Below are 26,004 nucleotides of genomic sequence, written 5' to 3' on the forward strand. Positions count from 1 at the left end.
AACTATCTTTTTTCACACTCACTCAACTCATCAGCAGTTAGGCCACTTGCTCGCACAATAATATCAATAGAAATATCTGCCTTTGCTAGATTTTTTGCAACCTTGATTTTTTCTGCTTTTTTAACTTTTTCCTTGCCATTTTTCATTTCTTCAGATAGAGATTTGACTAATGCATCTAATAATTCTTGTTCTCTGTACTCATCCATTAAACTCAATAGCTTTTTGCTTTCTCTTGTTTTAGGTAGCAGAGCTTTAATATTCACTGATAATTCTCCTGCTATTTCATATAATTTATCTAATGATATGGCAGTATACCCTTTTTCATATTCGTGTATTTCCTTGAGTGTTACACCAACTTTATCCGCCAAATCTTTTTGAGTGTATCTCCTTATCAATCTCCATTCTCTTATTCTTTGCCCTACTCTGTAGTATATAGAATCAGTGCAGACTTCTTTCTCTGTATTATCATACTCGTAAATAGATAAGCCGGTTGCTTGGGAAATTATGTCAACTGAAACTCCTTCTTTAACTAGATTTTTTGCTACTTCTAATCTTGCCTCCTCTTGATTGATTTTCTCGCTAATATGAACAAACCTGATTAATGAAGGTACTATTTTGCCTAACTTTTGATTCTCATATATTTTTGTTAGATAGAGTATTTCTTCGTCTTCATCTTTATACTCTCTTACTGTTATTGGTCTAGGTAATAGATCTACAGCATTAACTGATAATACTCTTGCTATTACATATAGTACTCCAATTGGAATAGGAGTATAACCATTCTCATAGCTGTTCACTTCTTGGTATGTTAAACCTACTTGACCTGCTAATCCTATTTGAGTATGACCTCGCATTAACCTACAATTTTCTATTCTTTGCCCTATTCCATAGCTAACATTGCTTGCAGAAACAAACACATATACCTCCTTTTAAGAAAAAAACTTTATTACTATAATTTTTTTACGAGCTATCCATCTAAAACCATATCAATAGATAAACCTACCGCTTGCAAAATAATATCAATAGAAATTCCCCCTTTTACTAAATCTTTTGCAACTTTGATTCTTTCCGCTTTCCTCACTTTTTCTTCACAAATCCTTATACCTTCAAACAGAGACTCTCTTAATGCATGACGTAGTTCTTGGCTCTCAATTTCTTTGTATTCTTTAATCAAATCCTGTAGCTCATTTTCTACTTTACTACCTTCATCTATTAGTAGATCTGTAATATTAATCGATAACGCTTCTGCCATTTCATATAATTTATCAAGTGGAACAGCAGTCCTTCCTTGTTCATAGTTGCTTATTTCGTGACGTGTTGTATTCATTTTCTCTGCTAAATCTTTTTGAGTATACTCTCTCACTAGCCTCCATTCTTTTATCTTCTTTCCTATTTTGTAGTAGATAGAACCCGTTTTTTCTTCAATACATTCATCAGCAGAGAGGCCAATTGCTTGTGAAACAATATCAACAGAAATTCCTGCTTTAACCAGACCATTTGCAATTTTTATTTTTTCCGATTTTCTACTACTTTTTTCACTGACTTGGACAAATTTGGTTAGCAAACAAAACATCTTACGTAACTCCTGATCGTTAATCTTCTTATATTTTCTTATTAGGTTTAATATTTCTTCTCCCTCATCTTCAAGACAGCTTTTTGATACAGGAATAAGATCCGTAATACTGATTGATAGTGTCTCAGCTATAGCATACAACCTTTCAATTGAAATTCTACGGTTCCCTTTTTCATATTGCAGTATTACCCAGTACTTTACACCAATTTTCTCCGCTAAATCCTTTTGAGTATACCCTCGCTCTAACCTCCAACTTTTCAATTTTTGCCCTACTTCATAGTCTAGACTTTTTTCCACGCAAAAAACCATATATATAATATTTTCTACTATAGCTCAAAGGCTCCAGTAAACTCTGGAACCTTAAAATAAATGAATTAAAGTTCCCTAAAGGTTTCTTTACTACCTCCAAATACCCTATTTACCCATGAAGACGGAGACAATACTTCATCATTGCTAATCTCTTTTATAGCATACTTTTCACTCCATATGCCACATCTAGTGAAACTACCTCTCTCTACTGCTTCTTTAAGTTTTACTCCCCCAAAGAGGCAATTTTTTCCTATTTCTTCGCCTCTTTTTTGTAACTCAGCCCACATTTCCTTGTTTTCTACTCTGACTTGTACTTGATCATATTTTTTTACATCGTGGTACAATATAACATTTAGCTTACCAATGCTCGTAGGAAATTCTAATACAATAGAGCTTCCATCTGACATATCAGTATAGTTTCTTATATCTCCTTTCTCGCTTTTAACCTCTACTGCATTATTGCCCATTCTTAAAATTAAACCTCTGTTTGCTTCCAGTATTTTGGCTACCTCTACCTTGCTATCATCAGAAAATTCTATATATGATGTTGTATTGTCTATCTCGAAATCTATTAAGGATCCTTCTTGAATAGCACTTTCGCCAGCTTTTTCTAGTTCTTCTAGTTGCTTATCTATCTGTGGCTGAACTTCTGATTGTAGCTCATCATAGATTTCACCTATCAGTTTATTCTGCAGTAAAGTATCATGAAACTCTGCACCGCTTAGCATTAATTTACGTATTAGCTTTTTTCGATCACTTTTTTCTAATCTGTGAAAATGTGTACCTAATACTACATATTCTGCGAAACTCCATTCCCCATCATTACATGCATTTAGCCTTGCTCCATCACCTATTACTTCATCTATAACTTTATTCATCTCTTTTAAACTTTTTGCTCTTACCACAGCACTTTTAAGCCAGCTCAACTTTTCTGCACTTGGCTTTATTTTTTGCAAAGCTGAAGCAAATGGATTCAACCCTTCTGGATAATCTGCTTGATTACTCAAAGGTTTTGTGCCATATATGTAGTCAAGTCCTTTTCCATAGTTGATTTTGTTTTCGTGAACGTTTCTGCTAGGGAAAGGCATTGTATCTTCCGGTTTTATCTCCTTCTGATTATTAATTTTGCTCACAAACTTAGACTGCTTTATATCAACGCCTTCAAGAGCACCAAATATTTTCTTCAATAACTTGTCTTTACTAGTCATATAACCCCCATATTAAAAATACTTTTTAAGTATATAAATCTTAGTTTATACATTCTATTACTCAGTATAAATTATAATGAGTAGATTTGCAAATACTTTCTACTATAACAATCCGTTCTCTCGAAAGCTGAAATAGCCTCCACTTGTGATGATAATATGGTCAAATAATCTAACGCTTACAGTACTACATGCTGCTGCTAAGCTCTTCGTTACTTCTTGATCTTCTTCTGATGGTTCTAAGCGTCCCCCAGGATGGTTGTATTACCCCGCCAACAATGTTGCAAATTTTTCTTTTCTTCTCGATTATTTCCAGGAGAGTTTGGTAGCTCTTTTACACGAAATACCACATTTACGTCCTCAAGGTTAATTTCAATTCTCTTGACTAACGTTCTAATAATATCACGTTTAGTTAGCCAGTCTGCGTTATCAAGGTTTGATGTAATATTGGAAGAAAAGTCTTCTAAATTGGTTACAACCAAAGTTAATTCCTGTTTTAATTTCTTTTGATCGAATATCCTTTTCTTCTCCTCTTCAATTGTTTTTAAACTTTGTTTCATTGCTTTAATTCGTGGTTCAAATTCTTCTTGATTAATATATTCTTGAGCATAACTATCAATAAGTCTAGCAATACCACGTTTTAATTTATTTTCTTGTTTCTCTAGTAAATCGCTTTTTTGATCCCATGATGATTTTTTAAGCTCTGAAAGTCTACGCCTGTATTCTTCTAAAACCCTATTTGGATTTTTCAATAAATGCTTAACCTCTTCCCAAACGGCTGTTTCTAATGCATCTGTACGAATGTGTTTATTATCACAAATTTTATTACCACCAAAACGGTAAGAATCTCTACCAATACAACGATAATAAGCATAATGATCAATTTTTTCTCCTCGCTTATTTCTTACAGGACTTCCGTAATATGCATAACGACAACGCTTACATACGATTAAACCTTGTAGTAAATATTTTGCTCCTCTTTCTCTTGTCCTTGCTATTTTTCTATTCTCAGCTAATTGTTCTTGAACTATATCAAATACATCTTCGTCCACTATATTTGGCACTTTAACATAAATCCAATTTGCTTTTTCAACAGAATAGGTAGAGTAATTATCTTTCGGTTGTTCACAAGAATGTTTCTGTGGTCTGATATGTTGTAACTTTATACCTACTTTTGTTTTACCAAAAGCCGCTTGTCCTTTGTAAGCAGGATTTTTTAACATACCCCAAATCACACTTCTATCCCAGTACTTTTTTCCTGTTCGTGTTATAATAGACATAGTGTTTAGCCGACGACACACTTCCCCAATACTTGTCCTTTCTCTTCCTATCCACAAAAATACTTTCCTAACAACATTAGCTTCTTCTTCGTTTATTTCAAATAAAGCTTGTCCTCCTCCCATATATTTATCTATATAACGATAACCATAAGGAGCTCCTCCCATTACGCTTACACAACCTTTATTAGCTGCATAAATCTTTCCGCGACGACTTCGTTCCATAATTTTCGCTCGTTCATATTCTGCTATCATACCTTGCATTTGTAACAGCAATTGAGATTCTGGATTATCGTTAATCTCATAATTTAAGAAAACCGTTTCTGCTCCTGCTTTCTCAAATTCTTCAAGTAATACCATTTGATATGCATATTTTCTAGATAAGCGATCAGGTGAATGAATGTAAATTCTATCAATTTTACCTTCTGTTACTTTATCACGTAACTTTTCTAGATCAGGACGGACTAGATTAGATCCACTGTAGCCATTATCAATAAATTTATACTCACTTAATAATTTGTATCCATCCGTACTAATTTGCTTCTCTAAAGCTGCAACTTGACTTGCTATTGTATTTTCTTGTGCTTGTTTCCCCGAAGAAACTCTTGCATATAAACTCACTGTTACCATTTGATCCTCCTTGAATCCCATTTTTATGTTTTAAATTTTTTTGGCTTACTTGCTTTGACACGGCTTTTTCATAAGCATCTAACAAATACTTTTCTGCCAACCGGTTAGTTTCATAGCTACAGCTAATCCGTATAGCTAATCTCTTATTTCCCATGAACTTTCCTTGAAATAATATGTTCATATCATTCATTGAAACTGATGGTTAATTGATTGTTGGCACTATAAATAAATGGCACTCTTGTTTTTGGACATAGAAGTTTTCGAGAAATGCTTTTCTCTAATTTTACGTTTTTTGCAACATTGTTGGCGGGGTAGTGACATTATTACTAATGTTGCATTCTTTATTAATGCTTTTCTTATAATTTCCTTTATGTACACCGGTGCTTTTTCCATTTCACCAATATAGGATTCTTCTCCGATTAATTGGCGCCTTTTATTCAAGTACAGTATTTTTACACATTCCCTCTCTGCATGACCTATACTTACGTTCAAGTATTCTACTAGCCCTTGTAAGTCCATGATTGGTTCTCCCTTGAGCTTTTCTCTCAGTACCCTTTCTAGTGTTTCCTTAACGCACATAATCATTGCTACTGCAGAATCAGTTACTCCTTCTATGACTTTCAGGTCATCCATTTCTCGACCTAAAATCCTTCCTACTCCTGCATAAGTATTCACCAGATTTTTAGCAATTTCTTGAGCTTGTGGCCTTTCATGTACTGCACTTAGAAATGTTTCCATTATTTCACGATCAAGTAGTGCTTTGCCTTTGCTTTCTAATATTCTGAACTCTATTTCCTCTTTAATTTTATTCATATAATTTACCCTTCACTAACAACAAACTTTTTTTAAATATTTACTGCTGTTTTTTTATCAGCATTGGCATAGAGCCATAGCTTCCGAGTGAAGTCAAATCAATTTTTCAATCTTTTTTACTTATTTTTTCATGAATAGGTGAAGATATTAATATATAGTGATTTTTTTATTTTAAACTTGTTGAATTTTGCCTAAAGAGAGGCCTGTTATTTGCAAAATAATATCGGTAGAAATTCCTTTTTTAACTAAGTTCTTTGCAATTTTGATTCTTTCTTCTTCTCTAATTTTCTCCTCACAAATTTGTATGCTTTTAAACATAGATTTTATTAGTACATTACGTAGTTCTTGGCTCTCAATTTCTTTGTATTCTTTAATCAAATCAGGTAGCTCATTTTCCACTCTACTACCTTCATCTTCCTCTATTAGTAGATCTGTAATACTAATCGATAATGTTTCTGCTATTGCATATAATTTTTCCAGTGGAATGGCCACACGTCCTTGCTCATAGTTGCTTATTTCATCACGTGTTGTAACCATTTTCTCAGCCAAATCCTTTTGAGTATACTCTCTCACTAGCCTCCATTCTTTTATCTTCTTTCCTATTTTGCAGTATATAGAACCTATTTTTTCTTCAACACATTCATCAGCAGAGAGGCCAATTGCCTGTGAAACAATATCAACAGAAATCCCTGCTTTAACCAGGCCCTTTGCAATTTTTACTTTCTCTGCTTTTTTACTACTTTTCTCACCAACTCGGGTAAATTTTGCTAGCAAGTAAAACACCTTGCGCAACTCTTGATCATTAATCGTTTTATATTTTCTTACTAGATTTAATATTTCCTCTTCCTCGTCTTCAAGGCGGATTTTTTCATTTGATACAGGAATAAGATCCGTAATACTAATTGATAACACCTTTGCTATAGCATATAACTTTTCAATCGAAATTTTACGTATTCCTTTTTCATATTGTAGTACTATTTGATATGTTACACTGATTTTTCCCGCTAAATCTTTTTGAGTATATCCTCGCTTTAGCCTCCAGCTCCTTACTTTTTGTGCTATTTGGTACCTTATGGAAACAGTAGTATACTTTGCCATACAGAAATAAATATTATATAGGTTAACATAAATCAAGATTGTTGAACATTTCTTCAAAATTGTGTATAATTATTAATGCTTTTTATCTTACTTTCTCATGGCTTTTTCTAAATTTCTTGATGCACGCAACGATTATGCCTTCAAAAGAATATTTGGCACTGAGAAAAACAAAGATATTCTCATTCATTTCTTGAACGATATTTTAGGCTTTACTGGCTTAGCTGCTATTCACGATGTTGAATTCTTAGCTACCATTTTGGATCCTGAGATTGCCGCTAAAAAGCAAAGTATTGTCGATGTTCTTTGTAAAGACTCTCAAGGTTCAAGATACATTATAGAGATGCAGTTCACTAAGACCAAGGGCTTCGAAAAACGTGCTCAATATTATGCTGCCAAAGCCTACTCAAGTCAAGCTGATCAAGGTGATGATTATCATAACCTTAAAGAAATTATCTTTATTGCTGTTGCTGATTGTATCATCTTTCCAGATAAGTCTGAGTACAAATCTAATCATGTCATTTTAGATCAAAATAGCTTCGAACATGACTTAAAGGATTTTTACTTCGTATTCATAGAACTACCTAAATTTACAAAGACAAAAGAAGACCAACTAGAAAATATAGTAGAAAAATGGTGTTACTTTTTTCGGTATGCAGGAGAAACGAGGGAAGAGGATCTAGATAAGATAGTTGGTAGTGACGTAATAATAAAACGAGCTTATGAAGAGATGAATAAGTTTAATTGGTCAGAAGAAGAGTTACTAGCATATGAACAAATGAAAAAACGCATAATGGATGAGGTAGCTGCTTTAGCTCAAAAATTTGATGAGGGTCTTAAAGTTGGTCAAGAAAAAGGTAGACAAGAAGAAAAAATCGAAGTTGCCAAAAACTCACTCAAGGCCGGTGTCTCTATAGATGTTATAGCTCAAATTACCGGTCTCTCTCATTCTGAAATTTCACAACTCAAAGAAAAAACATAAATACTACAACTTATTCACTTCAACATTTATGAAAATCTTTCTTAAGTTAAACATACCCCATAATTAAGAGTCTAATGAACTGTCTAAAACAGCTATAAAGATAGCACACAGAATTATATAAATTACTATCATAACGTTACCCAAACTTCTATATCAAAGCTACTTTAGTATTAGGACCATCAAACTTGCTACTGGTTTCCCTCATTATTTTGGCTACCTTTACTTTAAATTCTATTATAAGCTTTTCACTATTTGGCATATTATATCTTCCATATTCTCACCTACTTATACCAATTCCCACTATATAAAGAACAGATAGACAATAATGGGAAAGAAGTGATACTAAAGTAGATAAAATAGAGAGGTATAAATGGCATTAAGGTCAAAACTATTAGACGAAAAAGTTGTAAATTTGGCGAAAGAAATGTTAAAAAAGGTCAGAAATAACGCATATGTTTCAAAAAAGTTACAAGCGGTGATAGCAGGAAAAGAAAGTAGTATAAGCGCTGTTGCAAGAATATGTAAAATTTCAAGGACTGCTTTGACTGAATGGATAAAGCATCTAAAATTTGGTAGAGAAGAAAGATTATTTGCCCCGTCTCCAGCGGCGAAGAAAAAGCAAATTAAACAAAAATCAACGTGAGCAAATTGAAATATGGGTAGAAAGAAATCCAAATATTACTATTAAGGAAGTGCAGATAAAAATCTCAGAGGAATTTGGCCTAAACATTAGCAAATCAACAGTGCACCGTGAGATACAAAGGATGAAATTTTCTTATATAACACCGAGGCCAATGCACCATAAACAAGATAAAAACAAGCAAGAAGAGTTTAAAAAATACTTCAATAAAATAGTCAATTCCCACCCTGAAAAAGAGGTGTTTTTTTGATGAATCACGATTTGGAACTCATTCAAAAATCGGACACGGATGGTTTAAAAAAGGAGTCAGAACGCAGGTTAAAATGAAAATTGGTAGACAAAATTTCTATATCTACAGTGCGGTAAATCCAAGAATTGGTAAGAAAATTAGCCTACTTGCTCCATATGTAAACACTGATTGTATGAATATATTTCTGGAGCAGATGTCGAAAGATTTAGGCACGAAAAAAGCCTTTCTTGTAATGGATTGTGCAAGTTGGCATAGATCAAAAAGTTTGAAATTTCAGGAAAACATTACCATTATATACTTGCCTCCTTATTCACCGGAACTGAATCCTGTTGAGAGGTTGTGGCAATATATCAAACACAATACTTTACGTAACAGAGTCTACGATACCATAGGCTTACTTGCAGATGTTCTGTGTAATTTTATTGTCAGTATTTCCAGCACTACTATTAAACGAGTTTGTAATGTTTCTTATTTGTTCGATTAGTAATGGAATTTGGTATTACTCAAAGTATTTCCAAGCTTGGTTACTCCTACATCAGAAAGACAAGTTGATACTTTCTCCTTTTTGAATAGCTTTGAATAGAAGCATTACTTAAATAACTTTGAGGCTCTAAACTCATTTGCTTTACACCATCAACTTCTAATGTATCATCTCCATTGTGTAATACCTGCTCTATTGATTGATTTAGCAGCCCCTTATTAAATTGAGCTATAAACTTGTCAAATCTCTTCGGACTTATAGCTCTTCTCATAATAGTCAGAATAAAAAAGCAGAATCAACAGCTTGACGGAAAGACTTAAAAATAGGGATATTTTTTCTAGCTCTGTTCTTTATAGCAAACCACTGATGCTCAATTTCGTTAAAGTCTGGAGAATATGGAGGAAGATAAAGAATTTCAGCACCAACTCCTTTAGCAAGATTATCTATTTTTTTAGATTTATGGAATGTAGCGTTATCAAGAACTACAGTTTGGCCAGACCTTAAAATTGGAGTTAAAAACTGCTCAAACCAAGCCTCGAAAACATCCTTATTGCAATATCCTTCAAAGGTCAATGGAGCAATAATTTTCTCTTTATTTAGAGCTGCAATCATACTGACGCGCTGAGTTTTTTTACCTGATTTTAGTGAATAAAACCTCTCTCCTTTTCTGCAGTATCCGTATGGGTAGTCTTCTGTATTATCTATTCCAGATTCGTCAATATATACAAGATTTTCATGACGTTTTGTTGCTATAACCTTTGAAAAGTGAGCTCGCTTCTCTTCATTTCTTTCTTTATATCCGTAGGTCTTTTTTTCTTGTAAATCCAATATTTTTAAGTGCACGGTGAATCGTTTGTCTACTGATATTGCCCCAGAGTTTAGCCATCTCTGACTGAGTTTTGCCACCATAGTTTTTTGCAAATTTGCTAAAAACATTCCAGTCAGTAATTTTATGGTTATATCCTACGCTTCCAGGCTTTTTTGACTGAAAATCTCCCGTTTCCTTACGCCTTTTCTGCCACTCATATAGAGTCGTTTTCCCAATTTTAAATCTCTCGGCAACAGTTGCTCTACTTTCTCCTTCATCCAATGCTTCCATTGCTTTTTTCCTTAAGTCGTAACTATACGCTGCTGGCATACAAACCCCACTACCATAAATCCATATCTTAACTTATTTGGATTATTATGAGAAGAGCTATAATTTACCAGCTTCTTCACCAGGACATACTTTCTCTACATACGAGTTTAAAATCCCTGAAATCTCATCAAATTTACCACTCATGATTTTTCCTGTAACTTCTTTCTGTATTTCCATAAAATCAATATCCAATCGATGCGTTGATATTTCGCTATCCCTTGCAGCTTGCTCTATTACTTTCTCAAATCCCTTTGTAATATTCAATGCATAACCCTGTGCTTCTCGTGGAGATATAGATTGATCTGTTGTAGAAATATACTTTTTTTATCTACCTCTTTCCTATACTTCTAGAAGAAGCTGTATGCTTTTCTGTTTCTAAATTATCTAGACTACTAGAGGGACGAGAGCTAGATCTTGAAGGATGCATGTCACTACTTTTGTTTTTTACCTTCTGCCCTTTGGAAGTACATTTAGATATATCTGTAGCGCTAAACTCATCACTGACTGATTTACTAGTACGCAAACTAGTACGCGAAGATGATCGACTGAATCCAGATGTACTTCTACCCTGAGTTGAGGAAAAAGAACTTAATCTTTCTACTCTTCTACCACCATTGCCCAATCCTGCCACTGCAGAAACATTTTGCTGTGAACTACCGGAACTTTGTTTTTGTTCTGTTCTACCGGATACGCTACTCGGTAATTTGGCTATTTTACCTCCCTCACTGATACTCTGCTCTGAGAAAGCAGAAAGACCACTCTCGAAGCCAGATGATGAACTCAAACTTGAACCATAACTACTCTTACCTTTATCTACTATTGGTACATTTTGAAAATTATTTGATACAGATTTTGAGGAAGGTTCTATTTGTTTTTCGCCAGGTTTTATAAACAATTCTTTTCCCTGTTTTTTTGATACTATATCAATATTATGTTTAATTGATGCAGCATAATGATGACTAGGGCCTAACTTATTAAGCATTTCCTTGAAAATGTCTAAAGCCTGCTGAGATTCGTCTATTGTGTAAAGCAGTACTGCCATATTATGGCGAGCCATTATAGTACCATGATGATTATAACCTAGAACACTTTCTCTTCTGTCAAATACTTCCCCATAGGTTTCAAGAGCACCTTTGTACTCACCCTTTTCGCACAACTCTGCTGCAAGATTAAAACATTGACCTAGAAGCTTACCATTGTCTGGTATATCATGCACAAACAAAGATAATCGACGGCTAGATTCAAACATTCTGCTACCCCTGCTATTTAACGCAGTACTAGTATCTGAATCAGTATTGAAGAATTCACTAGCGTTGACAAAAGGTCCTAGCTCACTATCATCTTCAAAATTAACAGCCGTACTAGCAGCTCTTGGTCTAGATAATAGCGCTTGATTACTATTTGACGGTATAGTAATTTCCTTTACCTTTGAAGATGGAGTTGAAGGATACTTAAAAACATCAGACGTACTTTCATCCAGACTCTGTAATTGTAATGTTTCAGCAGCCGAACGTCGTCTACTACTTGTTGACTTAGTAGCACTGATAGATGAGAGACTACTAGAACGTCTTCTTTGTACATCAATACCCATTTTACTTAGCTCTGCTATTAGTGACAACATTTCCGCTTGTGAAGAACCATCTAGTTGTTTCTCAACTTCTTCTTCTAAATTGTAACATAGTTGCTGTAGTGGTAAAAGATCTTTCTCATTAGGAGATGATATGTTGTTTAGTTGTTGCAGCACAAGTAACAGGTTTTGCGATTGTTGAATAGTTATTTTGCTATCTTTTAAGTTCCTACGTAGCTGTTCTAGCATAGATGGTAACTTTTGAGCATATAACTTATCACTACCCTTTGTTTTAAGTACAGAACCCACATATTTTAATGTTTGTAGTACATCACTTAATAGATTTTTAGAACATTCTTTGCCTTTTTCTATTGCTTTTTCTAACTTTTCCAATTGATTTTTGTCACAATTGTTTTGTAAAATACCCCTAGCCTTTTGTTCATCATATTGTACATAAGGATTACTCTTGTTAATGTATTCATAAGCAACAAAAATCGATACTTTTTCTTTGAGATAATTTTGTTTCAAACTCTTATCATCATGCATTACATTTATAAAATCTTCTAAATAACTCCAATAATTATTGGATCTAACAAACTCATACCCCTTTTTAAAAAGCAATATCCCTAAGAGAAGCATTGCTTCTGGATGTTTACAACTAGCAGCTTTACTAAGCAAATCGTGAACTTTTTGTTCCTTTTTAACTTCTCTTTGATCAAGTCTACCGTTGAACAGCGCAACCGCATACGAATATTGCGCATCAGAAAAAGATTTGCTAGATAATTGTCGAAACAGATACCCTGCAGTAACAAGATCTGTTTTATTTGATACCATATCTTTTGCCAACTCATATTCTACATGATCGATCATCGATTCTAATTCTTTCATTCCTTTCTCTTTTCCTACCATCTCCAGATAATCACTTGAATCAGCAAAATCCAAATTAGCTGCTCCAACACAAGCCAAGAGATTGTGCTCTGCAATCGGACCTATAAAAGGGGTATTTTTAGTACTCCGCAAGACATCAGCGAAATGCATTTTCCATGACTTTTGCGATGTATGTTGAATCACTTTGCAATAATTTCCTACATTGTATAATTCCATAATTCCAAGTATAAAACTATTCAAAGGGGAAAAAGACCTTCCTGACTTAACCATACATTCAACAGCTTCTTTGACCACTTCTTGCGGAGCACAGTTTACTCCCAACATTGTTGTAGTGATATTACCTTCCATAGCTTCCTTAAACTTTATTATCGCATATGCGTACATTCCACATTCAAATCCCTTAACTGCCGACTCACGAATCTTATTTTTAGCTCGACTCTCGTCTCCTTCTTTTAGCAGATCAAGTCCTGTAATGTAATCTTGCATGCCATCTAGATAAGGATCATCTTCGCGCGATTCATCCCTTGAATCATTTATACTAACTGATGAAATATCTAGTGAAGTACTTGATGAATTATTCAATGATGAGCGATCCATTTCTGTATTTTGACCTTCCACCGATAACATAGAAGAATCTATAAATTTATTATAATTAAACACCTTATTTAGAAACGCTTTTCTATATCTCTCACAATGAGCATCCTCTAAGTAACTAACTTTTGGTAACCGATCATCAGATGACTTTTTTCGCAATGACTCCCGCTGCTTAGAGCGGATCTTATTTAATATTCCCCCTTGTTGCGATTTCTCCATTCTAACCCCCATAGAACTATTTCTTACATTCAGGTAGTAAAACTCTCTACCCGTATTTACGCTATAACAAGGATTTCCACCTTGTACACAATTATTTTGCATAACACCTTCATTATTTTTTTCTGCCACTCTTGAACCAGCTAGATTTGATGCAGAACAGCTCTTTTTTGATGCGGCAGAAGGTATAGATTTTCCTCCTTGACTTATAGGTACTGTACTGCTTTGTGGATCATGATCAGCAGATGATTGTCGACTTGATGAACTAATACTCTTCTCTGATCTATTGCTTAAAGTCTCTTCAACGCCTTGTGAATTTCTAACTAATGCATCATCACTATTTTCTAGTATACTTCTTTCTAGTAAAAAACCTTTTTCCACACCAAAAAACTGTAAAACATCAACCACATTTTCATGAACTTTCTCACCCTCTAGCAATTTTTCCATGGGCTTTTTACAGATAGCAGCACAAACTGCCTTTAACTTATCTAAATTCTCATTCACAACTTTTGCTAATACTTCTCTAAAGAACCAGTTATTAGACAAATGAGAACATGAGTTCAATAATTGGATTAATTCTAATATTGTGCCGTTTATAGATTCTCCACTATTTATCTTTTTATTTAATTCATTAAGTTTCTTTTCTTTTTCACTCTTCTCCAGTATTGTGGTTTTTAGTGTAAATGACTCGCCTTTCATCGCTTTATCTTGATGCTTAAAAAACAGTGTCGATATTAAAGCACCTACTACAATTGATCTTAGTCTTACTTCCCCTTTTTCCTTTCCTAGTTTCTTTAGCTCTTTCATTATTTTCTCTTTGCTAACAATGTGTTTATCCGTTATCTCTTTTTCTAGACATTCTAGTTGATACATGAGATCTTCTTTCTTCATTTCCTTCATGTCTGTCTCTATTCCTTGATCTAATAAATTTTGTACATAACCTTTGTAAAATTTTTTATCTTTCACCCATGAACTTATTATATCTGCTACTGTTTCTTTTATCATATCGTAGGCTGCAAGAAATTCTTGGTTCTTTTGAAACGCTTCCCATTTCATTAAGCGAATACAATGATAAATATCACCACCTAACATTACTAATACTGTATCTTTGTAACCTAACTTAATTGCTTTCTTTAAAAACTCTTCTACAACTGAAACTTGGTAACCAAGGATTCTTTTGTTGGTTCTAGCTTGGTTGCCATCAAGGTACTGCTCTCCATTACAAAAAACATGTGCGTTTCCATACATTTTTTCTGCAATACACAGCACTATTTCAGGAGAACATGGCTGGTTAATTACATATTGTAATAAGCCTATTAGTTTTGAATAACCAGTAAAAGTTTCACTCCATTTGTACTGCCCTTTTATACTTGTGTTTCTTTTTATATCTTTCTTCTTTTTTTGACAAATCATTTCCAATAACTGCACATTACCTTTTTGACACACAAATTCTACAATTTCTTTACGTTTCTCTTTTGTTATTCTGTCGTTAATAAGCTCAAAGCTTAGAAATATATCTTTTACATCTATATTAGCCGCGGTACCATCAGCAAGAATATCGATTCCTTTTTTTATCTCACTCACTGCCTTAGATATTAAATCCTCTTTATCTGTAAGCTCCTTCTTTTGCTCGAGATCACGTATAATCTTTCTCGTCAATCCACTAAAAGCTAATTCATCACTACTACAACCCTCTTTTGCTTTTTTTCTAAGATGCATCTCATTTACATCTTCCATAAAATAATCACCAATACTAGCACAACTACTTGGAATTTCTGACGTTGTAATTTGACTAGGTAATACTTTAACATCAGCAAACTTTAGAACATCGATCACATTTTCATGAATTTCCTCACCATTTAGCAATTCTTCCATTGACCCCTTACATATAGCAGCACAAACTGCCTTTAACTTATCTAAATTCTCATTCGCAACTTTTGCTAACACTTCTCTAAAGAACCAGCCATTAGCCAAATGAGAAGCTGAGTTCAATAATTGAATTAATTCTAATACTGTGTCATTTATAGATTCTTCACTATTTATCTTTTGATTTAATTCGTTAAGTTTCTTTTCTTTTCTTTTCTTTTCCCGGACTGTGGTTTTTAGTATAAATGACTCGCCTTTCATCGCTTTATCTTGATGCTTAAAAAACAGTGTCGATATTAAAGCACCTACTACAATTGATCTTAGTCTTACTTCCCCTTTTTCCTTTCCTAGTTTCTTTAGCTCTTCCATTAATTTTTCTTTGCTAATGTAGTCTTTGTTCATTACCTTTTTTCCTAGATATTCTAGTTGATATATGAGATCTTCTTTCTTCATTTCCTTCATGTCTGTCTCTATTCCTTGATCTAATAAATTTTGTACATAACCTTTGTAAAATTTTTTATCTTTCACCCATGAACTTATTATATCTGCTACTGTTTCTTTTATCATATCGTAGGCTGCAAGAAATTCTTGGTTCTTTTGAAACGCTTCCCATTTCATTAAGCGAATACAATGATAAATATCACCACCTAACATTACTAATACTGTATCTTTGTAACCTAATTTAATTGCTTTCTTTAAAAACTCTTTTATAGCTGAATCTTGGTAATCAAAGTTTCCTTTCATCTTTTCAACTTGCATGCTATCAAGGTACTGCTCTCCATTACAAAAAATATGTGCGTTTCCATACATTTTTTCTGCAATACACAGCACTATTTCAGGAGAACATGGCTGGTTAATTACATATTGTAATAAGTCTATTAGTTTTGAATAACCAGTAAAAGTTCCTTTCCATCTGTGTTGCCCTTCTATATTACCGCTTCCTTTTACATCTTTCTTCTCTTTTTGACAAATCATTTCCAATAACTGCACTTTACCCTTTTGACATACAAATTCCACGAAATTCTTACGATCTGATTGTTCTATCAGATCATTAGCCACTTCAAATAATGCAAATATCCTTCTTGTATCAAACTTTGCGTATTCTGTATTTTTAGCTAAACATAGTTCGTATGCTAGCCTAATTAGTAGTTCAGACTTATTTTGGAAAGCCAGATCTGGATGTTCTTTCATCCACTTTTTCGCATTAATATCCAAACCTATTTTTTTTTCTAATAACTCATACCAACGTTCTCCTTCTGCTTCTGCAGAACTTACAACTGGTGGTTCACATCTATCAGTAGATTTACTTCCAGTTTCTTTAGCAGATGTCTTGGAAGATTTTTGCCTTTTTTTGACCGGCTTAGATGCCTCATCTCCCTTGGAAGAAGAGGAAGTTTTTGAAGTATTTGGCATAGTTACCCCCTTGCTATGAATAAAAAAAACACTGTATATACCATAAAAAACTAATAACCCAATATACTTTAGGCATATCTTTAAACCCTGTCAATTAGCTTTGCAAACCCTCACTTTTTTGTGATTTTTGGAAAAAGTAAACAATAAAATCTTTTGTGAAGCTAATTAGCATGATGTTTTTGCTGAAAATATTTTTTAAAAAAGTGGTTGATTTATGGTTTTACTATCCTAATAATAGTATTAATATAAGTTATGTAATGTTGTGTGAGGATAAAATGGATTTTGATCAATTCGTTCAAGATGATTCTTTAAGAATAAATGCTAAAGGTACTGTAGTGGACATAGAAAGATTGGTAAGCTTTTTACAAAATAATACACACATTAAAAAGCTTTCTCTAGTCGATTTAGATATTGGTGATGAAGGTGTAAGAGCATTAGCTAATGCTAATCTTATAAATCTTACTTCTCTTCATCTGGAATGGAATAAAATTGGTAATGAAGGTGCAAAAGCTTTAGCTAACGGCAATCTTATAAATCTTACTTCTCTTCATTTAGAATGGAATAAAATTGGTAATGAAGGTGCAAAGGCTTTAGCTAAGGGCAATCTTACAAACCTTACTTCGCTTACTTTGGTAGGGAATGAAATTGGTTATATAGGTGCAAGAGCTTTAGCTAAGCTTTCAAATCTTACTTCGTTTACTTTGGTAGGGAATGAAATTGGTGTTAAAGGTGCAGAAGCTTTAGCTAAAGGCAATCTCACAAATCTTACTTTTCTTCATTTAGAATGGAATAAAATTGGTAATGAAGGTGCAAAGGCTTTAGCTAAGGGCAATCTTACAAAGCTTACTTCTCTTGCTTTAGGATGGAATGAAATTGGTTATATAGGTGCAAAAGCTTTAGCTAACGGCAATCTTACAAACCTTACTTCTCTTCATTTGAAATTGAATACAATTGGCGCTGAAGGTGCAAAAGCTTTAGCTAACAGCAATCTTACAAATCTTACTTCTCTTCATTTGATGGTGAATGGAATTGATCATAGAGGTGCAAAAGCTTTAGCTAACGGCAATCTTACAAATCTTACTTCTCTTAGTTTGGTAGGGAATAAAATTGGTGATGAAGGTGCAGAAGCTTTAGCTAAAGGCAATCTTACAAATCTTACTTCTCTTGATTTGGGATGGAATGAAATTGGTGCTAAAGGTGCAAAAGCTTTAAGTGAAGCATTAAAAGATGGTAAGCTTCCAAATCTTACTTCTCTTGATTTGGGATGGAATGAAATTGGTGCTGAAGGTGTAAAAGCTTTAAGTGAAGCATTAAAAGATGGTAAGCTTCCAAATCTTACTTCTCTTGATTTGGAATGGAATGAAAAAATTAGTAAAGAGAAGCAAAAGGATTCTAATGTAGGTAAATGGGCTATTGTTAAGAGTACACTTTCTGGTATATCTACTGCTAAGCATTCTACAACGTTGCAGGCTTCATCCAAATGATTAAGTATACACAACAAGCTCTTCTTTGTAGTAATCCAGCATAACGCAGAATTGGCCTACTTTTGCCATATGGACTGCTGATCTTCTATGAAAACTCAAACATTGCAAAATAATAAAAATATTATGTTGAAATTAGCTTGAATAATATTATATATTCTACATAATATATTATCTGTTTTGGTTAGGGAATGGTATGGCTTCTACAAAGTTAAAAGAACATTTTTTAAAATTTAAGCAAAGGTTAGAAACAATAAAAGAAGGAGAGGAATTAAGTACTGAGCAAGAGTATTTTGAAACAGATGAACTATTTGATGATGAATATGAGTTAATTAAATCAGAACATCTATTACAAGTTCTGTGTAATGATCCGTTAGAAACCTTAAGAAAGCGAGGATACTCAGAGAGTGAGATAGATGAAATATACAATCAGGGTGATTCTTGGTATACTCAAATGACTATGCCGACACTTAAAGATAATGTACCACCATCTTTAATGGATAGTCGAGATTCATTACGTAAACAAGTGTGTGTTTGGTTTACTGAAGAACATAAACTTACAGAAAGTGAAGAGGAGTTAAACAAAGAGCTACTAAATATTTTAAAGTATCTAGACTGGTATGATGAAAGTGTTCCCTTTGATTATGATAATGGTGGTGTTTATGAGCTTGAAGAATTTTTAAAAAATAATAAAAGCAATCCGGATCTAAAAGTTGTTCTTAACCTTAAAAGAGGGGAATCTGATGCAACAGTACTGCATGCGGTTTCAGGGGCTCATATATATGAAGTGGGTCGCAATCAGGAAGATCAAGCTGTAAGTTTGCTCTTGGCAGCAGGAGCAGATCCCAACGCAAAAAACATCGAAGGAGAGACGCCTTTGCACTATGCTGCTGCTAGTGGTAATAGTAAAGGTGTAAGCTCACTACTTCGGGGAGCAAATATATTTGATAGACAAGGAAAAACTCCACAACAGGTTGCAATTGATAATGGTCATTACAATGTGGCAGGGCTTCTTTTAACTAAAGAACAAGAGGAGTTGCGTAGAGAGTTATATAACATTCTTGTAATTCCTATATTCGGCCCTATTCACCTCAATAAAACTTTAAAAGAGTTTTTGGATAAACACAAGAGTAACCTGGATCTAAAAGTGGTGTTAAATATTCGGAGTGAAAGAGGTGAGTTAGAAGTTCTTGAGTGTGCTGGAAATATTACTTATATTGATAAAGCTATTGGTGCAGAAATAAGAGACTTATTTTTGAAGGCAGGTGCATCATGTGATGTACCTCATTGCATAGCAGAGGAAAAACGTCCCCTCGTTTTATGGCACCATTTAATGCCAGATCAAAAGAAAAAATTAGATGATTTTTTAGACAGGGTATCTAAAGCTGAAGATATGGACAAACTAGAAAAAGTTGTAGATGAGGCAATCAGATCTGGAGTGCGGCTAAATTTTAACAAAGACTTTTCTCCAGAAGACCCTATTGCATGTAACTGGTATAGTTTCACAGATTATGTGATAAAAAGAATTGGTGAGTTAAATAAGTTAAAAAGGAATTCTGAAGTTGCTAGTGATATAGTGTATAATTTGGTATCAGCAGGGGCAGTATTGTATAATGAAAATAGTATTGATGTAATTAACGAACTGGAATTAGAATTTAAGTATCATAAAAATAATATCTTTTATGCTTATGCGAGCTACGTCGATAATGCTTATAAACTTGTTAAAGTTGCAAGAAGTGCAGCCAATAATAAGCTGAATGATGTAAGAATGGATAACACTGTTCTTTATTTGGAATATTCAGAAGATAGCACAATAAATGTTGCAATGATCACAGATAAAGTAAGAGATCTAGAGCTAAATCAGAAAGAGGTAGGATATAGAAGAAGTATAATAAAGATCGGAAAAAGCGAGGTGGATATTATAACAGAAAATGGTATAAGGAATTACACTAACCTTGCAGATAATAGTGATATAGTGTTAACTTTCCCTACCAGTCAGGGAGAGTTAGAAGTTAGATTATATCCTGATAAGCAAAATGAAGGTCAAATAAGGGTAGAAGTAAATAATCAAGATCTGCTAGAGCAATTAAAAAATTGTGGAGAAAAATTAGGTAAGAATTGTTTACTTGGTGGATATTCGGTTTATGATGCTATTGAGCAGGGGTATTTTAAAAGGTATGGAAAACCTAGTCAATCTCATAGTACATCTAAAACTTGGGCAGATAAAGTACAAGAATCAAGGAAAAGTCAGCGTGAGGAGATATTAAATTTATGAGCAAAAAATGAAGCGAAAGATATTGGCTTTGCTATTTCAAAAACATCTTGCTTTATTTTATTATTTTAGTAGTAGTATAATATTTTGGGAGGATTTATGCATAATGCAATAGAACAAAACAACCTTAGTAAGGTTAAAGAGCTTGTTAGAAATGGAGCAAGTATTCACACTAGAGATGTAAGTGGCAGAAAGCCTATGCATTCAGCTGCCAAGTTTGGTCGTAATAATATTATAGAGTTTTTGTTAAGCAAAAAAGTAAGTATTGATGATGTTAACAGTAATGACAGTACACCACTACACTTTGCTGCTGGATATGGTCAGTTAGATACTGTAAAGTTTCTTGTAGGCAAAGGAGCTAACATTAATTTTAAGAATAGCATTGGTGGCAGAAAACCTATACATGATGCTATCATTGGAGGTCATAAAAATATTGTGGAGTTCTTATTAAGCAAGGGAGTGAGTATTAATGATGCTGATGAAATTGGTAGAACCACATTACACTATGCTGCATCCGAGAATAAATTAGAAGTGGCAAAATTTCTAATTGATAAAGGGGCTAATATTTATGCTAATAATACTTGTGGTCAAGAGCCTATGCATCTTGCTGCTTACGCAGGGCACGTAAATATTATAGATTTGTTCTTAAGTAAAGGAGTAAGCATTGAAAATACCGATAAAAATGGTTTAACTCCACTACACTATGCTGCTCGATTTGATCACTTAGATCTTACAAAATTTCTACTTAATAAAGGAGCTAATATTCATGCTAAAACCATTAAGGGTCAAAAACCTATACATCTTGCTGCCCGCGGAGGATACAAAACTGCTAATACTGCTAATATTGTAAAGTGCTTCTTAAGCAGCGGAGTAAGTATTAATGATACTGATACAAATGGGTTAACTCCGCTACATTATGCTGCTAAACATGCTGAATTGGAGGCTGTAAAACTGCTAATAGATGAAGGGGCTGATATTCATGCTCAAACTGTTGATGGTCAAAAGCCTATACATCTTGCCGCTCGCGGAGGAGGACGAACAACCCCTAATGTTATAGAGCTATTCTTAAATAAGGGAGTAAGCATTAATGAAATTGATGCAAATGGTTTGACTCCGCTACACTATACTGCTGGTGTTGATGGGTATTTTAAAGAAATCACTGCAAGGTTTCTAATTAATAGAGGTGCCAATACTCAAGTTAAAGATAATAATGGCAAAACACCTTTAGATCTTGCTAGAGAAACTGGACGTATGGGAATTGCAAGTATGTTAAGTACTACAAAAGTGACGGATGTATCGTTACAACAGCACTCTGCATCAAGTAAATTTCTCAGTAGAGTTTGAGAAGGATAACGGGAGAAAAACTTTATCTATTTAAAGTAGAAAATTATCATAAATTTTATGTTAATTTAAAACTAATTAGTGTTAAAAATTTAAGTGATCTAGCTGTTTCTAATAACCACAATCAGCATACGCGAGAACAAGTTTTTTTGGGATGGGTTGGTCTATTGCATAGCATCAACAAGTTTTTAGATTCAAATAATTTGTACTGATGGACATTGTTTTGACTCATAAGAAACATTAGATAACTTACTACTTACATACCATGATGCTAAACCTACAGCAGCTGCAAACACTGCGATTGAAGCTATAATAGTTAAAGTAGAGGGTACTGCAAGGTAAATTATTGCTAAACCTAATAAAACTCCACCAACTAATATACAACCACCAATTATATATTTCCTGTTAGATTTCTGAGCCAGGCTTCGATCTTCACTCGCAGTACTTCCTGGTTGTAGTATACTTACTGGTAGTGATTTACTTGTTGTAGTTACCTTGCTGCCCGAATTAGAAGTATTACTAGCTACTATAGATCTTGTTCTTTGAGGCTGGTTCACTTGAAAACTAGAAGTTGAGCGTTTTATGATATTCTTCTTACAAGAACTCCAATGTTCTAATAATTCTTTGTCCTCGTTAAGTAGAAGAGGCATTTCTATATTAGAATCTGCTTTTAATAGCCATTCAATTAAAAATTTAGCACAACTTAGGTCGTCATTTTGAGCGGCCAAGTATAAAGGTGTGTGACCTTCTTTATTTCCACCTGTAACATTTGCTCCATTTTCTATTAGGATTTCTGCAAGTCCCCTGTAACCATTCTTACAAGCAGCGTGGAGAGCTGTGTTCCCATGATCATCTTGAGCGTCAACTTTCGCTCCTTTTTCTATAAGCATTTCCAATACTTTATTGGCCTCTGGAGTAGCTCTTCTTTTACAAATAGAAATTACTAGATTAAGTTTATCATCACTAACATTTAATCCATTTTTTATAAAATAACTTAATATTTCTGGATATATAAGAGCAAGGCGTATAATAAATCCTCCGTTTTCGTCAGGATTTGCATAATTAATATCTAGTTTTTCTATTTTACTGATAGCTTCTTTTATATTACCTTCACCATCTGCCAAACCGTCAATAGCACAAACAGCTCGCATGTGGTATTCTTCCTGCAATTTAAATGCAGGAGATTCTTTTTTAACGTGAGGTAATTTAACTCTAATATCTCTAGATTTGTGTGCGTAAGATTCAATATCTTCTATGACTTTTTTATATTCATCCTTTGTATTCTGTTTTATAAATATAGGATCTTTATACCTCGAATCTGCATTCAATAACTCATCACCACAAATTGGCTGTGTTTGAATTATTTTCCTCACCCACAAGACTAATGAAGGAATTCCATCATTAATATAATCCCTAACTTGTATACTTGCGTTCTGAGACTCTAACATTTCTATAACCCCATCTATTACGTTATCAGCAATGATGCAATAAGTATGAAAATTTTTAAGTTTCGAGTAAGCACTCTTTAAAACTTTAGTAAAGAGTTTCATAGAAATTTCTTTATTGAAACCATAATTAATATTTATATTTTTAAACTCCTTTATAATATAAGAATCCACAGCATTAATATAATTCCAAACCCTTGGTTTTAGTTTCAGTATTTCTCTTTCTTCCTCATACTCATTAATGGTCCCCATTATGAAATCACAGAGAGCTCTAGATTTTGCTTCAATAATATAGTCCATACTTATTATATATTCTTGGTAGCTATCTAGTAATGCTTTACATAGATCTTTGCCTGAAAGATTAACGATATTAGAAACATTTAAGAAACTTTTAGTGGTTGTGAACAGATCGAAATAACACAAACCACTGCTACTTACATTCCTTCCAATTCTTCCCATAAGTTGAAGTAAAAACATAGGGTCTAAAATATCCGAGAAAGAAGTTATTATAGCAGCGGCACTGTTCAACCTTGGAGCATCAATGCCAATTCCTAACTCTTTAGAAAGAGTAACAGGAACAAACCCTGCTTTAACCATATTTAGAAGATTTGCATTTTTTTTACTTGTATAGCATAATCCAAAACTATCTTGAAAATAACTTAAGCATAGATCGTTTTCACAAAAGGCTGTGAGCTTAGGATAGGTTTTAAACATATGTTCGTGAAATTTTTTATCACCTGGATAATTACGTTCTATACTTTCTTGATATTGAACTTCAATAGTGTCTAATGTACATATAGATCTTGTAAGCTCTTTGTTATAAGGTAAATTATCATGTTGGTATTCATGGTCAACATAATCAACAATACCATATTTATCCTTAATAAATTTACTCACCTCCTCTTCTCTAACTTCCATTCCACTTTTCTTATACTCATTGAAAGTGTCAATTATGTTGTGCAGTTTAATTGATCGATATAATTTCTTGCCAACTTCAATGTTCAAATTTTCATTTACTAATGATTCTATCTCACTGTCTTCTAAACCTAATTCCAGTTCACGAATGGCACTCACAAATGATTTTCTCTTCTCTTCTTTTCGATTTTGTTCTCTTTTACTAAAAAAAATATTTTGTCTAATTTCGAGTGAATCTCTTTGTTCAACTGCAATAAGAGCGGTTTTATAAGCTTGACTATCCAGGCTCTCATTAATCAAATTTAGGAATGAATTAGACAAATCTGACATCTCTTTCCGTTCCTCCTGAAATTTAGCTATTGCATTATCACAAGAGCTAAGTTTTTCATGAGTATTATCTACTTTTTTTATGTATGCTTCTATTACGCTCTCTCCTAGAAATTTAATTGGATCAAGGTATACTCTAGGCAACTTTCCAATTCCAAGCTCTGCTCTTTCTTTTGGAGAAAGTAAGATTTGATTTCTGTCTGATATATTAAATTCTTCGCTTAAAAATTTATCAGGCGTTGCTGTAAAGATTGCAATAGGATTGTATTTTGATATTTCTTTTGCGCGAGCTAAATAAACCACGTTACCTTTTAAATTTGGAGCTTCATCGGTAAGAATCAATGCTGGTTTACTTTTATTTTTACCATATGTGTTATTAAGCAAATTCCATTCCGTGTTAAACACTTCAGAAAAAGTTGTAGTTGCATACTCAGCATTTGTTTCAGAAAAAGGTTCAGCAAATTCTTGTGCAACTTTATTAGGCAAAAACTCTTTATCAAAATTACTTGCTTGTTCTTTTAAAGCCTCTGTTGGTACTACTGTAATACATGGAATACTTGCAAGATAACAGGAAAGTTTCAACATTGCTATATCACCTGTTTTACCTGAACCTGTTGCCATATTATTTGCTAATCTCAGTTTTTCTTGCAGTTTTGTATTTGTATCTTTTAATATTTTTATCACTCTATAAAAATTTGCAAAACGCAAACTAAAGGGAACTTTCTTGCCCTGGCCGCCAATTTTTAAATCTTGATTTCTAGCTTTATCTTTTATTTCAACAGCAAATGCATGATTATTGTTTGAACTCTTTTCAAAAGATACTTTGCTCTTAGCCCATATTTCAATTACGTTCTTCCCGTTATATTGACTTATATCTTTAATTTTTGGACTATCATAATTACCTATAACTTCAAGATTATATTTGTTATTTTTATCCTCTTTTATAGAAATACTATATTCTTTACCTTCTAAACCAAATTTAACTTCATTTTGATTTTGATCAATTGCATAAGAGATTGCTGACTTCAATGATTCGCTGTTTTCTAGTTTTAATTCGTTTAACTTATATAAAAGTAAATAGTTATTGTATACATCCACCGAAGATTTGAGCAATTTATCATTAATGACCTGTTGTTCCGAAATTAACATAACACCCCCATTTTTATAGCCCTTCTCATAAGGGTTGTATATACTAATGATAGCAAGATTGAATTCCTTAGTCAATTAAACGAAACACCTTTCTTTAACATGTCAAAATTAATCTTATCAGAGAAAGTGGTGAAGAA

Annotated in this window: 15 protein-coding genes and 2 pseudogenes; 5 read left to right on the forward strand and 12 right to left on the reverse strand. The window is 33.4% G+C overall.

Translation table 11 applies throughout. The features are described 5' to 3' along the window. Positions 1 to 2: 2 nt before the first annotated feature. The 7 genes and pseudogenes from wmk (OOK92_RS04980) to wmk (OOK92_RS05010) form a co-directional block, all read right to left on the reverse strand. On the reverse strand, positions 3 to 854 hold the full coding sequence (gene wmk / locus OOK92_RS04980; protein ID WP_406722695.1) for a WO male-killing family protein Wmk: 852 nt from the start codon (positions 852 to 854) through the stop codon (positions 3 to 5). A 113-nt stretch (positions 855 to 967) separates the two neighbouring features. Beyond that, positions 968 to 1,882, reverse strand: coding sequence for a WO male-killing family protein Wmk (gene wmk, locus OOK92_RS04985; RefSeq protein ID WP_264735419.1), 915 nt, complete (start codon positions 1,880 to 1,882; stop codon positions 968 to 970). A gap of 65 nt (positions 1,883 to 1,947) precedes the next feature. After that, positions 1,948 to 3,090, reverse strand: a complete 1,143-nt coding sequence (locus OOK92_RS04990; protein ID WP_264735420.1) for a hypothetical protein — start codon at positions 3,088 to 3,090, stop codon at positions 1,948 to 1,950. A 102-nt stretch (positions 3,091 to 3,192) separates the two neighbouring features. After that, positions 3,193 to 3,351, reverse strand: a pseudogene (locus tag OOK92_RS08415) (JAB domain-containing protein); the annotation flags it as partial. Further along, entirely contained in the window at positions 3,327 to 5,015 is a 1,689-nt protein-coding gene (locus OOK92_RS05000; protein ID WP_264735421.1) for a recombinase family protein, read from the reverse strand. The pseudogene OOK92_RS08415 and the gene OOK92_RS05000, both read right to left, overlap by 25 nt. 198 nt (positions 5,016 to 5,213) lie before the next feature. Next, complete coding sequence (locus OOK92_RS05005) at positions 5,214 to 5,807, reverse strand: JAB domain-containing protein (RefSeq protein WP_264735422.1); 594 nt, start codon at positions 5,805 to 5,807, stop codon at positions 5,214 to 5,216. Positions 5,808 to 5,978: 171 nt separating this feature from the next. Next, the gene (wmk, locus tag OOK92_RS05010) at positions 5,979 to 6,905 is read right to left on the reverse strand and encodes a WO male-killing family protein Wmk (RefSeq protein ID WP_264735423.1); all 927 of its coding nucleotides are present in this window, start codon (positions 6,903 to 6,905) and stop codon (positions 5,979 to 5,981) included. 97 nt (positions 6,906 to 7,002) lie between these two features. Here wmk (OOK92_RS05010) and OOK92_RS05015 point away from each other — a divergent pair, with 97 nt between their 5' ends. Both OOK92_RS05015 and OOK92_RS05020 read left to right on the forward strand, forming a co-directional pair. Next, positions 7,003 to 7,884, forward strand: coding sequence for an Rpn family recombination-promoting nuclease/putative transposase (locus OOK92_RS05015; protein ID WP_264735424.1), 882 nt, complete (start codon positions 7,003 to 7,005; stop codon positions 7,882 to 7,884). 370 nt (positions 7,885 to 8,254) lie between these two features. Beyond that, positions 8,255 to 9,258 (forward strand): annotated as a pseudogene (locus tag OOK92_RS05020) (IS630 family transposase). A gap of 46 nt (positions 9,259 to 9,304) precedes the next feature. Here the strand turns inward: OOK92_RS05020 and OOK92_RS05025 are convergent. The 4 genes from OOK92_RS05025 to OOK92_RS05040 form a co-directional block, all read right to left on the reverse strand. Then, positions 9,305 to 9,526, reverse strand: coding sequence for a hypothetical protein (locus tag OOK92_RS05025; RefSeq protein WP_264735425.1), 222 nt, complete (start codon positions 9,524 to 9,526; stop codon positions 9,305 to 9,307). A gap of 5 nt (positions 9,527 to 9,531) precedes the next feature. Then, positions 9,532 to 10,393, reverse strand: a protein-coding gene (locus OOK92_RS05030) for an IS630 family transposase (protein WP_264735426.1) whose coding sequence is annotated in 2 segments (ribosomal slippage) — positions 9,532 to 10,069 and positions 10,068 to 10,393 — 864 coding nt in all. Because the reading frame shifts where the segments join, the coding sequence is not laid out codon by codon here. A gap of 57 nt (positions 10,394 to 10,450) precedes the next feature. After that, positions 10,451 to 10,657, reverse strand: a complete 207-nt coding sequence (locus OOK92_RS05035; protein WP_264735427.1) for a latrotoxin-related protein — start codon at positions 10,655 to 10,657, stop codon at positions 10,451 to 10,453. 64 nt (positions 10,658 to 10,721) lie between these two features. Beyond that, positions 10,722 to 16,937: a tetratricopeptide repeat protein gene (locus OOK92_RS05040; RefSeq protein WP_264735428.1), complete on the reverse strand. Its 6,216-nt coding sequence runs from the start codon at positions 16,935 to 16,937 to the stop codon at positions 10,722 to 10,724. A gap of 275 nt (positions 16,938 to 17,212) precedes the next feature. On the opposite strand from OOK92_RS05040, the gene OOK92_RS05045 reads away from it, so the two are divergent. The 3 genes from OOK92_RS05045 to OOK92_RS05055 all read left to right on the forward strand — a co-directional run bounded on the left by OOK92_RS05045 (position 17,213) and on the right by OOK92_RS05055 (position 22,034). Further along, positions 17,213 to 18,421 (forward strand): leucine-rich repeat domain-containing protein, encoded by a 1,209-nt coding sequence (locus tag OOK92_RS05045; RefSeq protein WP_264735429.1) that lies wholly within the window; start codon positions 17,213 to 17,215, stop codon positions 18,419 to 18,421. A gap of 193 nt (positions 18,422 to 18,614) precedes the next feature. Beyond that, on the forward strand, positions 18,615 to 20,693 hold the full coding sequence (locus OOK92_RS05050) for an ankyrin repeat domain-containing protein (RefSeq protein WP_264735430.1): 2,079 nt from the start codon (positions 18,615 to 18,617) through the stop codon (positions 20,691 to 20,693). A 96-nt stretch (positions 20,694 to 20,789) separates the two neighbouring features. Further along, a complete protein-coding gene (locus tag OOK92_RS05055; protein ID WP_264735431.1) occupies positions 20,790 to 22,034 on the forward strand; it encodes an ankyrin repeat domain-containing protein in 1,245 nt (414 codons plus the stop codon). 191 nt (positions 22,035 to 22,225) lie between these two features. On the opposite strand, the gene OOK92_RS05060 is transcribed toward OOK92_RS05055, so the two are convergent. Beyond that, positions 22,226 to 25,867: an ankyrin repeat domain-containing protein gene (locus OOK92_RS05060; RefSeq protein ID WP_264735432.1), complete on the reverse strand. Its 3,642-nt coding sequence runs from the start codon at positions 25,865 to 25,867 to the stop codon at positions 22,226 to 22,228. Positions 25,868 to 26,004: the final 137 nt, after the last annotated feature.

It is taken from the genome of Wolbachia endosymbiont (group A) of Rhinocyllus conicus (assembly GCF_947250775.1).
GTDB lineage: Bacteria > Pseudomonadota > Alphaproteobacteria > Rickettsiales > Anaplasmataceae > Wolbachia.

Excerpts from the sequence above, each read along its gene's own strand:
- OOK92_RS05055 (WP_264735431.1), top strand. The coding sequence starts at position 20,790 with ATGCATAATGCAATAGAACAAAACAACCTTAGTAAGGTTAAAGAGCTT.
- OOK92_RS05015 (WP_264735424.1), top strand. The coding sequence starts at position 7,003 with ATGGCTTTTTCTAAATTTCTTGATGCACGCAACGATTATGCCTTCAAA.
- wmk (WP_406722695.1), bottom strand. The coding sequence starts at position 854 with ATGCGAGGTCATACTCAAATAGGATTAGCAGGTCAAGTAGGTTTAACA.
- OOK92_RS05050 (WP_264735430.1), top strand. The coding sequence starts at position 18,615 with ATGGCTTCTACAAAGTTAAAAGAACATTTTTTAAAATTTAAGCAAAGG.
- wmk (WP_264735419.1), bottom strand. The coding sequence starts at position 1,882 with ATGGTTTTTTGCGTGGAAAAAAGTCTAGACTATGAAGTAGGGCAAAAA.
- wmk (WP_264735423.1), bottom strand. The coding sequence starts at position 6,905 with ATGGCAAAGTATACTACTGTTTCCATAAGGTACCAAATAGCACAAAAA.
- OOK92_RS04990 (WP_264735420.1), bottom strand. The coding sequence starts at position 3,090 with ATGACTAGTAAAGACAAGTTATTGAAGAAAATATTTGGTGCTCTTGAA.
- OOK92_RS05060 (WP_264735432.1), bottom strand. The coding sequence starts at position 25,867 with ATGTTAATTTCGGAACAACAGGTCATTAATGATAAATTGCTCAAATCT.
- OOK92_RS05025 (WP_264735425.1), bottom strand. The coding sequence starts at position 9,526 with ATGAGAAGAGCTATAAGTCCGAAGAGATTTGACAAGTTTATAGCTCAA.
- OOK92_RS05040 (WP_264735428.1), bottom strand. The coding sequence starts at position 16,937 with ATGCCAAATACTTCAAAAACTTCCTCTTCTTCCAAGGGAGATGAGGCA.
- OOK92_RS05000 (WP_264735421.1), bottom strand. The coding sequence starts at position 5,015 with ATGGGATTCAAGGAGGATCAAATGGTAACAGTGAGTTTATATGCAAGA.
- OOK92_RS05005 (WP_264735422.1), bottom strand. The coding sequence starts at position 5,807 with ATGAATAAAATTAAAGAGGAAATAGAGTTCAGAATATTAGAAAGCAAA.
- OOK92_RS05045 (WP_264735429.1), top strand. The coding sequence starts at position 17,213 with ATGGATTTTGATCAATTCGTTCAAGATGATTCTTTAAGAATAAATGCT.